Source organism: Sphingomonas zeae, assembly GCF_014197135.1.
Taxonomy (GTDB): domain Bacteria; phylum Pseudomonadota; class Alphaproteobacteria; order Sphingomonadales; family Sphingomonadaceae; genus Sphingomonas; species Sphingomonas zeae.
Genome location: NZ_JACIFA010000009.1, coordinates 48,542 through 61,773, shown reverse-complemented (window position 1 = coordinate 61,773; position 13,232 = coordinate 48,542). Strand labels below are relative to the sequence as shown.

Genomic DNA, 13,232 nt, shown 5'->3' with positions numbered 1-13,232 from the left:
AGACTGCACGGAACGACCGACAAGCTTTGCTCACCACGGAGATCAAGCGTGACCTGCATCTACTGTCCTTCCGACGGCCCTTATACTGAAGAGCACGTCGTCCCGGCGGGCATGGGCGGTGACGACGGCAAGTGGTTGCTGAAGGATGTCGTCTGCGGGGTCTGCAATACTGACGTTTTCTCTCCCATGGAAACGAAGGTAATGCGCGCCTCTCCTCTGGCGATCGCCCGCTTGTTCAAGCAGACCCGGTCACGAAAGCGGGGCAAAAGGACTGCCGCGCCCTCTATTTACGCGCCGGTCAGTTACTTTGATGATCCACAGTCCGGTCTGCTTCTTGAACAGGAGCTTGGCAGCGGAGGCCAGTCAATGGTTTGGCCGCAAGTGAACTACGTACCGCCCGAACGGATGACTGTCAGCGCGACCGACGCGGCGTCGGCGAACGAGTTGATTCGCGATCTGGGGCACTCGCCGACCTGCTTACGCTTTGTGAAAAGCTGCGGGACGGTGTCGAGGTGCGTTACCGTCTGACTTTCTTGCGCTGGGACGGCGTCGCTTACCAGCCGGGCGAGGTCGACAGCGCCGCAGCAGCGCCGCGCGGGGCCGTCTGGCTCGAGCCGCTCGAGTACCCAAATACCGAAACAACCGGAACTCTTACCGCGCGTGTCTTTCGTAGGGGCAGGGGGGCGATGACTTGCCGGGCGGAAGATGTCGAGGCTGTCGCCAGCCTGCTAACCCTAATCCGTCAAAACCACCCGAAGCTCGTCGTCCCCGCTGACGCCACCTCAATCAGTACCGACACGCCCGGAATCCATCTTCGCCAGACCATGGATCCCGTTGCCTATGACAGAGTGCTGGTCAAAATAGGCGTAAACGTCTGTGCTCATCTGTTTGGAGACGCAGCTGTTCGGACGCCAGCATTTGCCAGCGCCCGAGACTATGCGCGCTACGGAACTGGCAGCGTCGTTCAGCTTTCGATCGAGGAAGCCAAGAAATTTACCGAAGCTTTCCCGGTGCTCGCACACCATCATCTGCTCCTGGTCGCCACCAAGACACCGGAGGGCGAAAAACCTGGCTGTGTCATGATCACCATGCAGTTCTACGGGGGGCTGACGCATTCCTATTTGCTTGCCGTGGGCGACGTGGTCCCGAACGCCGCAGACCCAATCTTCGTTGTAGTCGACTATGAAGCCAACGTGATCGAGCGTCACACTCCGGAAAGCTTTTCACGGTTCGCGAAGCGAAACGGTGCGACTTGGCGTCCTATCGACCTAGCTGGGGGGAGTAGCTAGGGTCTGGACTCGTTGATCGCAGCCAGGAGATGATGGTGGCCGCGAGGCGACGTCGGAGAAAAAGGCGTTTGGGCACCGATCGTAGCGGGAGCCGACACGGCGCCAGTCCTTCAGACGGCCGAACATGATCTCGATGCGGCTTAGTCGTATCTGAGCGACTCTTTACCCGACCTTCGACGCGGGATGCCGGGTTTAATGCCCTTGGCGTTAAGAGCATTCCTGACCCGACGGCGTCATAGCCGCGATCACTGAGCAGCCACTGCGCCCTTGTGCGGGTCGTCGAGCAGCGCCGCCGCACCGGTGTAATCGCTGACCTGGCCCGCGGTCATGAAGAAGCTCGGGCCGAAGAAAAGTCGTGAATGACCGCGTGTGGGATCGCGTCGCCCATGCTGATCTTTGAGGGTCTAATTATCTGGCCATCGGCGATTGCCGAGAAACTAAGCGACCCGAATGTTGAGTGCGATCAGATGATCGAACAGCTCCTTTGTTCGTGCGCTTGGAGGCACAGCCAAGGCTGCGTCCACGGCGGTACGACTGAGCAAGGTACGCCGTTGATCAGAGCTCCCATGGGTTGAATTCGGCGACGCGAGGCCGGAAGCGGCAATCGCAGCAGCGTCCTCCGCGCCGGACTCGCTTGCCTGAATGACCCTCAAGCTATTGCGGGCCACCGCGGGATCGAGCCGGATCATCGGCATGGCAGGTGGCGCGATCCGTGTGCGTGCCGCGAGCTTCTTCTCGGCATAGTATCGAACCTTCTTGCCATAGGTCGCATACATGCCACGCCGAAAGACAATGAGATCGTCCTCTGGCAACATTTCAACCTCCTGGGGAAGCATCAACGGGCGGCGCTGATCGGACAGCGACGTGGAGCCACCCCCGCCTCCCCAGGTCCCTATCGAGCGCGATCGTGATTTGAACGTGTACGTGCCAAGCTGCTCGGAGATATTCTTCGCATCGGACAGCCCTGCCGGGCGGAGGATGAGCCGCACGGCACAATTGCGTTCGATGTCGGCCGCCACCTTGTCGCCGTAGACGCCTTGGATCTGCTCGATCGATTGGAAGGCCGGAAGCAGCCGGAGACCATAGCCGGCGACGTAGCTGAAGGCGTTCGCCAGGACGGAGCACTTGCCGAGGCTGGCGAATTCGTCGAGCGCGAGAAGCACCTTCACCCGGTGCCGATCTCCCTTTGGCAGTTCGCGCACATTCAGGTCGACGAGCTGCTGGAACAGCAAGCCGTAGATCGGCGCGGCGCGATCGAGGTCGTCGGGCGAGACACCGAGATACAGCGAGATACGCTCATCTCGGAAGTCGCGCAGATCGAAGTCGCTTTCCGAAGTGGCGGCATCGACATAGGGGTTCAGCCACGCATTGACCTTGGCCGTCACCGACTGACGAAGCCCCGTGAACGTGTTCGCCGACGACGACGTGTAATCACGGATGGCAGATTCGCAGCCCCCAGACAGCGGCTTCCCGGTCGCTTTGCGCTGCTCGATGATCTTCGGGAACCGTCGCTGCGCGTCGCCAGCTGCGAACTGCCGGTAGACTTCACCGAACGTGAAGGGGAGCGCGTCTTCGCCATCGTCGGCCGTCGCAGCGATATAGGCCGTGACGCCAAGAAACGCCGTACGTGCCCCCTCGGCCCAGAACTTGTCGCCGGTCAGCGGATCGGGGAACAGCATGACCGCGATTTTCTGCAGTTCGTTGATCACCTCGACCGGATTGCGACGATCGATATAACTGAGCGGATTGTAGCGAGCCGTCCGTCCGGATGGATCAAGCGGGTTGAACAGGACGACACGCTGGCCCAGCTCCTTCAGGCGATAGCCGGCCGTGTTGTCCCAATTCTCCTGCTTAATATCGAGAACTACTAGGGAGTCGGGCCAGTCGAGCAGGTTGGGAATGATGACGCCAACGCCCTTGCCAGCCCTGGTCGGAGCCTCGAGCAGCACGTGCTCGGATCCGTCGAAGCGCATCACCTTTCCGCCGAACTTGCCCAGGACGATGCCTGCCTTGCCGAGCAGCTTGCCCTTGCGAACCTCGCCCGGCCGCGCCCAGCGCGCCTCGCCATGGAGGGTCTGCCGCCGGAAGAGCGAAGACGCGATCAGAAATCCGGTGAGCACCAGTCCGATCCCGAAACCGACGATGAACGGCTTGTAGATGATCGGATAGGCACGCATCGACCACAGGGCCGCCGGGACCTTCAGCCACGGTGTCTTGGCACTGAGAAGATGCGCGCGGCAGAGGACTGCGACGGCTCCGATCGCCGCGCTGAACGCAAGGCCGATCACCGTTAGAAAGATGATTGCGCCGGGTTGCGACCCTTCGCTGCTCCGGACCCACTTGCCGCTCACGCGCGACCCTCCTCAGTCTCGCGGCTTACCCGCCGGATCGAACCACACCTCCGTCATGCGATAGCGCGCAGGCTGCCCGTCTCGCGGGGGCAGCCGGTCCATTTGCACGACGATGTCCACCAGCGACCGCAGCAATGCTCTGATGTCATGGCGGTCGAGGTCGCTTCCGCCGTCCGACTCCTTCACCAGGAGCGTGAGCTGCTCGAGCGCGCCCTCGGCCGTATTGGCGTGGACGGTGGTGATCGATCCGGGATGACCGCTGTTGACGTTCCTTAGGTAGAAGAACGCCGTTCCATCGCGCAGCTCCTGGAGGAGGATGCGATCAGGGCGCATGCGAAGGGCAGACTCCAGCAACTCTTTTGCCCCGACCTTCTGCAGCCCCTTGCCGTCCTTGGCGTACATCATGTGGACGCGGTTGCGCTGCGGCACGACCAGCTCGCGCGTATCCTCGATCGTCAGGATCCGCTCATGGTCGGGGATCAGCTTGATGAGCCCCTTCGAAAAGCTGGTCTTGCCCGATCCTGTGGCGCCGGAAATCAGAATGTTCTTCTTCGCTTCCACGGCCAGTCGGAAGAACGCCTTCCAATCACCGGCCGCGCGCCGCGCGAGCAACGCCGCATCGATCTCCTCGTGAAGCCCTTTGGCACGCACCTCACTGAAAAGACCGGCCCGATCGAAATCGTCGAGGTCCATCGAGACACCGGATGCTTTGCGTACCGTGATCGAGATGAAGCCTTGCTCGACTGCGGGTGGAACGACGACCTGCGCTCGTTCACCGCCTGGAAGGACCGATGATACGATCGGATACTCAGCGCTGACATCCTGTTTGGTGCAGCCGGCGATGAGCCGCGAGAGCGTCATCAAAGACGAACTGTCGAGCGAAGGCTCCTCGTGCCACTCCCAACCCGCGCGAGTTTCCAGTCCAATCAGGCCGGGCTCGTTGATGACGAGTTCTGTGACGTCGGCGCGCTCCAGATGGCGAATGATCGGCGCCGCGTTATGAGCGTAGAGCAGCGAGGCTGAACCCGACGCCATATCAGCGCCTCAGGCGCACTTCGTAGACCGACCGAAAGTCAAAATCCTTCGCGACGAAAATAGCCGCCGTATCGCCTTGGTTCTTCTTCAAGACGGGCCTGATCTGCATCGTCTGTTGAAGAACGGTATTGGCGGTGTTGCCCGGAACCTGCGTCGAATAGGTTCCTTCCCCTTGAACCGCCCGGCTCGCGATGTTGGAGGCGTCCTCCAAGACCGAAATAACGAGGCCAAGGCCGAAGCGGGACCAGAATTGTGTATCAACCCCGCCCGGCAATCCCGCGCGCCCAAGACTGTCAGACGCCGGCGAACCAAGGTTGATCGCGACGCCGCGAGGGGTGAGTGCCCGGGTCCAGAGAACGAAAAGGCGCGCCTGACCTTGCGTGATCCCGCCTGCATACTGGCCGAGCACCTTCGTGCCTTTGTCGAGCAGCACGATGCGGCCGTTTTCCGAGAAGACGTCGTGATTGATGACGCATGACACAAAGCCCGCCTGCGTCGAGTTTATCGCCGTCTGCAGCGTGCAAGGGATGACGGTTCCGGCGCTGAGGAGGAGACTGCGGTCGCCCACCATCGTCGCGCGCACCGTCTGAATGCCGGAATGGCTCAGCTGGTCGCCGAGGTCCGTAGCGCCCTTTGCCGTTGCAGTGCCTTCGCCTTGGTCATTGAAGCCGCTCGCGCCGACATCACGACGAGCGACCATCGACCGCCCGGTCTGGAGGTCGCTGCCATCTTGGACCCCACCGGGATCCTGCGAAGCTCTCGTCGCGTCATTTGCCGATCCGGATGTTTCGGGGGTCGGACCCGTCGCACCGAACGCCATGATCGGCGATCGGCGCGCTGCATCCGCCATGATCCTTGCCTGTTCCGCGCGGCGCTGAGCGGGCGTCTGTTGGCCACTTGCGGTCGGACCCTGGTTCGCCACGACACCCGCCGCAGGATTCGCATTGCCGCTCGCGTCGACCGTCGGTGTCGCCGGCGTGATGGGACGACCGAAGATATCGGTTGCGGGAGCGCCAGGTTGGCCGAGCTGATTGGCGAGCGCGGCGCGCTGGACATTTGGATTGGCCATCACCTCGTCAACGCTGCGATCGCTAGCTTTCGCAGGCGCGGCAGCGTTGGTCGCGTTCACCGGTCGATGAAAGGCACCGTACCCGATGGCTATGCCGCTAATTGCGCCGACAAGCCCTATCCCAGCGCTCAGAAGGGCAATATTCCCCCAGCCGCCGCTACGCGCCACCATGGTGTCCGGCTGTTGCGATGCGATCGGCTCGGGGCCGATCGACCCGCCACGATCGATGATGGTCTCGGCCATGCTATTGGTCCTTCACCTTGCGCTCGACGACGTTGGACACGGTGCCGGTCCGGTCACCCCGGACGTTGCGGGGAGGGGCCTCGTTGAAGATGCACAGTACGGCGGTGCCGCGACGGAGCCGCAACTCCCGATACACCGCATGGATCACGACGAAATCCTCGCGCACGTCGTAGGGAACGATGGTTTCGGTACCATCGACGTCGACCGCGAAGATCGACGGAACGTCGGCATGACCCGGATATCGCAGAACAGTGAACTCACCGTTGTCCGATACCTCGCTAGGCTGCAGTGCCACGTCGCCCTGCACCGTATAGTTCAGGTTCCGCTGACCCTCGATCACGGCATGGTCGAGCGCCGCTGTGGTAATACCAGACTCGATCGCCTTGGCGGCCTGCGCCTCTGCGACCTGAGCCTGCAAAGCGGCGACCGCGCGCTCCTCGCGCAGATAACGAAAGCGGACGCCGTACATCGTGCCGGCCGTCCCCAACGAGAGATTGAAGTGATAGGTGCGAGCCACGCCTGCCGCATTGGTGACGACAATCAAATTGGTGGGCCCGGCGCGTTCCCGGGGCTTCAGGAACACGATGTTGGCGACCGGCGCGATCTGCCACGATACCGTATCCCCGAGCGCCGCCTGCGTGATCGTCTCACCGGGTCCAAATCGGATCTCGATGGCATGGCGGAAACTGCCGACGATCGAGACAACCTGATCGGGATCGTAATTGACGTCTCGCAACCGGGTGTCCTTCGACCCCGGGCGAGGGACCTCAGAGGCGGTCGCGGGACGAGGGATCATCGTCGACGCGATGAGCCCGACCGCTGAGAAGGCGACTAGCCGATGCCATATCCTTCCAATCCCTCGCCAGAACCGGCTCGTCGCGCCCGCTTTCGTCACGGTCAGCTTGCTCATCGAAGGCGACAGCCGCTCCTCGACCCTCCGACGCAGCGCCGGAAGGAACGGGACGACGACACGATCCGGGTTCACCCGGGAGTTCGATGGCTCGTTCATGTCACGCCTCCGGATCAGAGCGATAGTTGACGACCTGGAAGCCGAGCGGATTGATGTTGCGATCTTTCTCATGCTCGGGGGCTGTCGTGAATTTGAAGGTCAGGATGGCGTTCCAATTCTGTGCGATGGGAGCGCTCTGTCCGTAGGTAATGATCTTGGAATAGCGGACCTGCGCGACGGTCTGGCTGAGGAAGCTGATCGACCGGATCGAAATCGATACGAAGCCTTTGTCACCATAAATATTGGACGGTGCATTCCTGTTGCTTGACTGGACGCTGTTCAGATAACGCTGTGCTTCGTTCTGATCGCTCATCAGCATGACGGCATAGGCATTTTCGCGTGCTGCATCGTTGAGCCAGCCCTCCCGTAGCCGGACGTATTGCGCGATGAAGTAGCGATTGACCGCCTCATCGTAGGTGCGGGGCTGCGGTCCCTTCAGGGCCGTGACGATCTGGGTTTCACCCGAGGATCGGTCGACGCGGATCACGAACGGATCAACCGTCTTGAGCGGGGTCAGCATCGCGACGGCGGCCACCGCGACAATCGCCAATACCACCGCGACTGCCGCGATGATCCAAGCGAGCTTCTCGCGTCCTGCGGCAGCGCGGAAGCGATCGTATTCCCAGGTCCGTGACGTCTGAAAATACTCGTCCTTCTTCTCGGCCTTCACCGCCGGCATGGCGTCGTCCCCCTGATCAGCATGGAAGGTAGGATCGAGCGACGATCCGGTTTGACAGGCGGGGCTTGGCCGCCGGACCTAGGATCTCGCGGCCCGACGATGAGGAAGGCGTGCCCGAGCCTCGTAGCGTCGGGATCTCGGGGGCAGACGCAGGCTGTTGCGGTGGCGCGGAGCCGGATGGCGGGGCGATCATTGATCGTGCCGCCGCTTGCGATACAGGCACGGGGATCGGCAGCGTCGGAAGAACGCTGCCGTAGGCGTTCGCTGGCCGTCGATGCTTGCCGTCGCAGACCGCCGGCTTCTTGAGTTGCGCGCCGGCACATCCGCTAAGCGCGATCGTGCCGATCGCCACCAGGGCTAAGCCTCTCATACGATCTCCAATGCTGGTGATGCTGGATCCAGCGGCCTGGATCCGATCTGGACGATGCTCATCGCTATGGTCATGCCGCGCGATTGATCGAACCGCCGCTCGCCGCCCGATTGGCTGGAGTGGCAGCCTGGGTCGCGCGCCGGAACATCAGGCGATTGGCCATCATGTTCGCACCCGTCATCAGAAAGCCATGGCCGCTGGACGAGGCGCCGCCGGCGATCCCCGAGGCGATGGCGGGGGACTGAAAAAAGAAGATCGAGCCGACGATATAGATCGCTGAGCAGGAGATCGTCGCCACGACCATGACCCCGGCGCTGAGTGTCAGATACGTATTCTCGGTGGTGACAAAGATGGTACCGTCGCCAATTGAACCCAGGATGCCGTCCATCGCGGCCTCCTGCAGGCCGGTGATGAATTTCGTCATGATCGCCATGATGACCATCAGGAGAACGAAGTTGGTGGTCTGCTTCAACCAGCCATCGAACAGCCACCGCGAGGAGTTGAACAGTAAGCAGGCAAGAGCAAGTGGCGCGAGCGCAACGCAGATCGAAACGGACAGCTTGGCGAAGATGACGATGCAGAAACCAATCGACGCCGACAGAAACGCAAAGACGTATAGGATTGCGATGCAGATATAGGTGACCAATGAACACGTCAGCTGAATGAGCGGCGTCCGGAAGTCAGTCAGGCCGCGCGAAGCCTGCGCCTGGACCTTTGTATTCGCGTCGACCATTCGCTGACCGAGTTTGCCGGTGTCGGCAACATAGGTATCGAACGTCGTGCCCGGATTGGTGACTGGCGTCCCCGACCCTGCCGCGATGATCTGGGCTGGCAGGTCGGTCGCGATGTTGACGACAAAGGTCGTATAGCCGACCGCGCTGGCCGCCGCGAGCGCGAAGCCGACCTTTCCAGCTTGGAACACGAGCTCCCGGAGTGGCGCCTGGATAGCACCCCGCAGGACAGCGAAGCCGAGCAACAGGAAGTAGATCGTGGCCGCAAGTGCAAGCGGCGCCGCGACGAAGCTCACAAGGCCCGAACCGAAGGTCGCGACGGCACCGGCAATGGCACTCTCCACGTACCCATACATGGTCGTGAACAACGTCATGATGTTGGGAGCGGCCATGCTAAACCCGTCCTGATATTGCGAACCGACACCGCACGAGCATCACTTCCTCAGCGTGTTCGCCTTGAAGAAATCCGAATCCTTCTTGCCCGCCTGCATCTGTGCGACGGAGATGGTGGCCTCCTGCGTGGTCGCGCAGAACTCGGCCTTTCGCGCCGGCGAAAGCTGGCTGTATTCGCCAGTGTCACATTTGCCCTGCCACTCGGTCAGCAGCGATCGATCGGCGATAAGTTGCTTGGCGGTGGGAATGGAGACTTGCTGTTGGCACGCGCAGACGGTCAGTAGCCCACATAATGAAATGAACCGACGCATGTTACCTCCGGATCGTGTTGGCCTCGAAGAACGCTGACTCGTTGCGGCCTGCGGATACCAGCGCAGCACTTGCGGCCAGATTTGCCGCACCGGCTTGGGCCATCTGGACCGCCTGCATCTTGAGCATATCGTTCTGGAGCTGCGCCTGTTCGACCGCGATGCGCGCCTGCAGGTCCATGACATCCTTCGGATCGCGGGCGCTCGCCAATTGCTGGCGGAGCTGATCGAGGCCCTGGGTCCGTGCTTGGGTCACGTTCAGGGTGTTTTCGCCGAGTGCCGCGGTCGTCGCTGCGGCCCCCGTGGCGTTTCGCAACGCCAGATCATAGGCTGCGTCCGCGTCGGACGATCCGGTTCCTGAAAGACGGTACCTTGCCTGGATATTCGAGGCGAGGTTGCCGAGCGGCCCCAGCCTCGAAAGGTTGCCGGATAGCAACGTTGCTGCGTCGGTATTGGCGTCGGGGAGGAGGTTGCGCACCTGAGGCAGGTTCAGGGTCGAGGCGATCTCGCTCATGTTGGTGAGCTTCTGCAGCGACTGTAACTGGTTGGCGGCCGTCTGGATCTGCTGCCTTCCTTGGTCGACGATGGTCAGGGTTTGACGGGCGGTCTGCAACGCTTGGAGATACGTCGTCGTGTCGAACACCGGGATGCCCTGCGCCGCGACGGGCGCGGCGAGTCCGATCACCCCGACCGATGCTGCGAGGCCGAGCAAGGTCCGTTTGATCCGCATGTCAGCTTTTCCTCTCGTTAACGTAGAATAGTGGCAGCCAGTCGTTTGGATGGTCGCCGGCGACGGCGATCGCTTCATCCATGGCGATCAGGGTCTCTGCCCGTCCGGACAGGACTTTCAGCTCATCTGGCATGCCGCCGAGGTCGAGCTTGGCAACGATGGAGGTGTGGCCCTGCTTGACGAGAAAGCAGCGGCTCTCCGGCGTCAGATCCTCGCGGATCAGCCGGAACTCCGCTTCCGTCAGTCCCAGCCCGTCGCAATAATCGGAACGCTTCGCATCCGAGTTGGGCAGGAGGATCTTGGTCGCCGTCTGCTCAATGATCGAATGGGCGATCGGAGAGCGCAGCGCGTCCGCGGGTGACTGCGTGCCGAAGACCATGAACGCGTTGCGCTTGCGGAAGGTCTTCAGTCCGTCCTGCGCGAACGATCGAAAGGCTTCGTCCTGCAGCGCTTTCCAAAACTCGTCGATATCGACGACGACCCGCTGTCCATCGAGCAGCTCGTTCACCCGGTGAAACAGGTAGAGCATAGTAGGCGTGCGGATCTCCGGGTTCTCGAGGAATTGCGTCATGTCGAAGCCGACGAACCGTGCCGACAACGATACCTCGTCGACCAGGCCGTCAAAGGCCCAGCCTAGCGATCCGCCTTGGCACCACCGCTCGAGCCTGGCGCCGATCCCCTCGGCGTCCGCGTAGCCGAGCATCTCGCGCAGCGCGCCCATTGAGCGAGCGGATGAGGGAAGCCGCATGACGGCGTCGATGCCGTCATCGATGAGACGGTCTTCGGCAACCGTGAGTGGCCGGTTCTCACGACGAACTAGCACGCGGACGAATTGACGGAGGAAGGCGATATTCTCCGCAGTAGGTGGCAACCCCTTTAGCGGCGCAAAGCCGGTTGGCTCGCCATTGCGCAACGTCAGGTAGGTGCCTCCACAGGCTCGGACAAAAATTTCGGCGCCGCGGTCCTTGTCGAAGAATATCTGCCGTGCGCCGGTCTTTTCGAGCTGCGCCTGAAGGAAGTTCTGCAGCACGGTCTTCCCCGCACCGGTCGGGCCGATAATCAGCGTGTGCCCGATGTCGGCGCGATGAAAGTTGAACCAGAAGGACGACCCGGCGCGCGTCTTAAGCAGCGTGACCGCCTCACCCCAATGGTTGCCCGATCGGCGTCCTGCAGGAAACGTGTAGAAAGGGCTCAACGCAGCAAAATTGCGACTGTTGATCACCGCTGGACGTGCCCGCATTCGAAAATTGCCCGGCAGCTGTGCCCAGAACGCCGCCTCGAGCGCGACATCTTCGCGCGCCATGACCATCCCGGTATCCGCCGCGGCCGAGCGCGCGATCGATAGCCGCTCGAGCAGCCGTTTCGGATCGTCGTCGATTACCGAGATCGACAGGTGATGCTCACCCATGACGAACCTGTTCGCCATGAGTTCGTCCTGGCCGTCCAGAAGCTCGATCGCTTGGCTGACGCCGGCATCATCCGACGACGTCATCTGCTTGTATTTCTTGGAAAAGCGCTCGCTAGCGGCCTGTTTTACCAGCGGGGCGAAGCTCTGCGTCAGCACAAAGGGGAAATCGAGCTTGAGCAGGCTGTTGAACTGCCCTGTTCGCGTGCTCGCGACATACTCGCGGACGCCGAACATCCCGAGATAATGCGACTTGTGCGGCAGCCGGATCTCGGCCGCTTCCCGGCCGAACACCACGCGGGATTGGTACAGCGCCTGTCCCAGACGGCCATCCAGCAGGGGCACGCGGATGCGGTCGCCCGTCAGAATGAAGTGCAGCACCTCCATGGGCTTCGAGAACAGGATGCCGTCATGTTCATAGAGTGACAGTGGCTCGGGGGCGGCGTCCGCCAGCAGCGTTTCAAAGTCGCGGCACTTGTCCGCCATGATCGCCAACGCGCGCGTGTCGAGTTCGTCGGGGCTACTCCGTCGTCCAAAGAAGCGCGCTACCTGGTCGCCGGCCATGCTCGATGGCCGCACGATGACCGCAACATAGAACTCGTTGTGGTAGAGGACCTTCTCCCTCAACGCCTCAGAGTAGCGATCTTGCAGCCGCCGGGCGAAATCCGAATGGAAGTCACCGCCGAGGACCGGATCGGTCGCTGTTCGAACGAGATGCGTCCACAATGCGACACGATCGTCACCGATCGATCGCCAGGTGATGTTGAGCTTGGTGTGCCAGGTGTTGAGGTCGGCGATATCGCTCGTCTCGAAGGGCCGTCCGTCGACGCGATATAGTCGCATCAGCGAGCCGTCTTCGAGGGCTACGACTGTGTCGTCGACGTGCCGGGTGTAGGGGATGAACTTGACGTCGTCCGTCTCGCGCACGGCAACGCGCTTGTGCTGCAGCCGGGTGTCAGTCATTGCCGAACTGCTTGCGTCTAACGGCCTTCCCGAGGCGGACGGGAGAATAGCTCCCGCCACCCCAGAACTTCCGGTTCTTCGACAGGAAAACCGTCTGGAACCAAAGGCCCCACAACCGAAAGGCATTGTAGTCGTAGTGGACGACCATCCGCGCCGGGAAGTAGAGCGCGCCGAACAATGCCAGGGGATAGAACGGGTTATGCATGATCCCCCACAGGACCATGCAGACCATGATGATCGGCATGATCGCCTCGAGCGGCAGTCCCATGAAGACCGACGGCCTGGTCAAGGCGAGGAAGACCTTATCTTCCGCCAATTTGTCGGCTTCAGCCACCCGAGCTCATCCAGCCGACGATCGTCGTCGCCGAGAAGATGATGCCAATGCCGATCAGCACGGTGACGGCGCGTCCCCAGTCCATGCGGCCCGTTAGTTTCGCATAACCGACTGCCATGACCGCGATCACACCGACGACGCCGGCAACCGTAACCATCCAGTCCTTGATGGTGTTGAGCCCGCCTTCGATTGCGGTTCCGCTACTCTGGGCAAGTGCCGGCTGCGCGATCGCGGCGAGAGCAATCATGCCGGCGACGCCGATCAGTTGCCGGGCACGACGATCGGACATCAGCCTGCCCATGTTCGACGTAAACTTCATAGGG

13 protein-coding genes and 1 pseudogene are annotated in these 13,232 nt (G+C 61.8%); 2 read left to right on the top strand and 12 right to left on the bottom strand.

Annotated elements, in window-relative coordinates:
• The first annotated feature begins 48 nt into the window (after positions 1-48).
• Together GGR45_RS13630 and GGR45_RS13625 are read left to right on the top strand one after the other, a co-directional pair.
• Positions 49-528 carry a hypothetical protein gene (locus GGR45_RS13630; RefSeq protein WP_043061312.1) on the top strand — a complete coding sequence of 160 codons (480 nt, stop codon included), beginning with the start codon at positions 49-51 and terminating at the stop codon, positions 526-528.
• Positions 513-1,289, top strand: a complete 777-nt coding sequence (locus GGR45_RS13625) for a hypothetical protein (protein ID WP_043061311.1) — start codon at positions 513-515, stop codon at positions 1,287-1,289. The genes GGR45_RS13630 and GGR45_RS13625 overlap by 16 nt, the downstream gene beginning before the upstream one ends.
• Here GGR45_RS13625 and GGR45_RS13620 read toward each other — a convergent pair.
• From GGR45_RS13620 to GGR45_RS13565, 12 genes and pseudogenes are all read right to left on the bottom strand, one after another.
• Positions 1,261-1,624, bottom strand: a pseudogene (locus GGR45_RS13620) (transposase); the annotation flags it as partial. The gene GGR45_RS13625 and the pseudogene GGR45_RS13620 sit on opposite strands and share 29 nt — an antisense overlap.
• Before the next feature lie 102 nt (positions 1,625-1,726).
• Positions 1,727-3,640, bottom strand: a complete 1,914-nt coding sequence (locus GGR45_RS13615; RefSeq protein ID WP_061780304.1) for a type IV secretory system conjugative DNA transfer family protein — start codon at positions 3,638-3,640, stop codon at positions 1,727-1,729.
• A 12-nt stretch (positions 3,641-3,652) separates the two neighbouring features.
• Positions 3,653-4,675: a P-type DNA transfer ATPase VirB11 gene (gene virB11, locus GGR45_RS13610; RefSeq protein WP_043061310.1), complete on the bottom strand. Its 1,023-nt coding sequence runs from the start codon at positions 4,673-4,675 to the stop codon at positions 3,653-3,655.
• Between the two features lies 1 nt (position 4,676).
• Positions 4,677-5,987: a type IV secretion system protein VirB10 gene (virB10, locus tag GGR45_RS13605; RefSeq protein WP_061780303.1), complete on the bottom strand. Its 1,311-nt coding sequence runs from the start codon at positions 5,985-5,987 to the stop codon at positions 4,677-4,679.
• Between the two features lies 1 nt (position 5,988).
• Positions 5,989-6,996 (bottom strand): TrbG/VirB9 family P-type conjugative transfer protein, encoded by a 1,008-nt coding sequence (locus GGR45_RS13600; protein WP_052814292.1) that lies wholly within the window; start codon positions 6,994-6,996, stop codon positions 5,989-5,991.
• A 1-nt stretch (position 6,997) separates the two neighbouring features.
• Entirely contained in the window at positions 6,998-7,675 is a 678-nt protein-coding gene (locus tag GGR45_RS13595; protein ID WP_043061486.1) for a VirB8 family type IV secretion system protein, read from the bottom strand.
• A gap of 440 nt (positions 7,676-8,115) precedes the next feature.
• The gene (locus GGR45_RS13590) at positions 8,116-9,168 is read right to left on the bottom strand and encodes a TrbL/VirB6 family protein (protein WP_241769379.1); all 1,053 of its coding nucleotides are present in this window, start codon (positions 9,166-9,168) and stop codon (positions 8,116-8,118) included.
• Between the two features lie 42 nt (positions 9,169-9,210).
• The gene (locus GGR45_RS13585) at positions 9,211-9,480 is read right to left on the bottom strand and encodes a hypothetical protein (protein WP_043061485.1); all 270 of its coding nucleotides are present in this window, start codon (positions 9,478-9,480) and stop codon (positions 9,211-9,213) included.
• 1 nt (position 9,481) lies between these two features.
• Positions 9,482-10,207, bottom strand: coding sequence for a TrbJ/VirB5 family protein (locus GGR45_RS13580; protein WP_043061484.1), 726 nt, complete (start codon positions 10,205-10,207; stop codon positions 9,482-9,484).
• A 1-nt stretch (position 10,208) separates the two neighbouring features.
• Positions 10,209-12,575, bottom strand: coding sequence for a VirB4 family type IV secretion/conjugal transfer ATPase (locus GGR45_RS13575; RefSeq protein WP_043061483.1), 2,367 nt, complete (start codon positions 12,573-12,575; stop codon positions 10,209-10,211).
• Entirely contained in the window at positions 12,568-12,909 is a 342-nt protein-coding gene (locus GGR45_RS13570) for a VirB3 family type IV secretion system protein (RefSeq protein WP_082049400.1), read from the bottom strand. The genes GGR45_RS13575 and GGR45_RS13570 overlap by 8 nt, the downstream gene beginning before the upstream one ends.
• Positions 12,902-13,228 carry a TrbC/VirB2 family protein gene (locus GGR45_RS13565; RefSeq protein ID WP_052814291.1) on the bottom strand — a complete coding sequence of 109 codons (327 nt, stop codon included), beginning with the start codon at positions 13,226-13,228 and terminating at the stop codon, positions 12,902-12,904. Before GGR45_RS13565 ends, GGR45_RS13570 begins: the two co-directional genes overlap by 8 nt.
• Positions 13,229-13,232: the final 4 nt, after the last annotated feature.

What these genes read in the sequence shown, in the direction of transcription:
- GGR45_RS13585 (WP_043061485.1), bottom strand. Translation starts at nt 9,480, where the DNA reads ATGCGTCGGTTCATTTCATTATGTGGGCTACTGACCGTCTGCGCGTGC.
- GGR45_RS13600 (WP_052814292.1), bottom strand. Translation starts at nt 6,996, where the DNA reads ATGAACGAGCCATCGAACTCCCGGGTGAACCCGGATCGTGTCGTCGTC.
- virB10 (WP_061780303.1), bottom strand. Translation starts at nt 5,987, where the DNA reads ATGGCCGAGACCATCATCGATCGTGGCGGGTCGATCGGCCCCGAGCCG.
- GGR45_RS13590 (WP_241769379.1), bottom strand. Translation starts at nt 9,168, where the DNA reads ATGGCCGCTCCCAACATCATGACGTTGTTCACGACCATGTATGGGTAC.
- GGR45_RS13580 (WP_043061484.1), bottom strand. Translation starts at nt 10,207, where the DNA reads ATGCGGATCAAACGGACCTTGCTCGGCCTCGCAGCATCGGTCGGGGTG.
- GGR45_RS13565 (WP_052814291.1), bottom strand. Translation starts at nt 13,228, where the DNA reads ATGAAGTTTACGTCGAACATGGGCAGGCTGATGTCCGATCGTCGTGCC.
- GGR45_RS13595 (WP_043061486.1), bottom strand. Translation starts at nt 7,675, where the DNA reads ATGCCGGCGGTGAAGGCCGAGAAGAAGGACGAGTATTTTCAGACGTCA.
- GGR45_RS13575 (WP_043061483.1), bottom strand. Translation starts at nt 12,575, where the DNA reads ATGACTGACACCCGGCTGCAGCACAAGCGCGTTGCCGTGCGCGAGACG.
- virB11 (WP_043061310.1), bottom strand. Translation starts at nt 4,675, where the DNA reads ATGGCGTCGGGTTCAGCCTCGCTGCTCTACGCTCATAACGCGGCGCCG.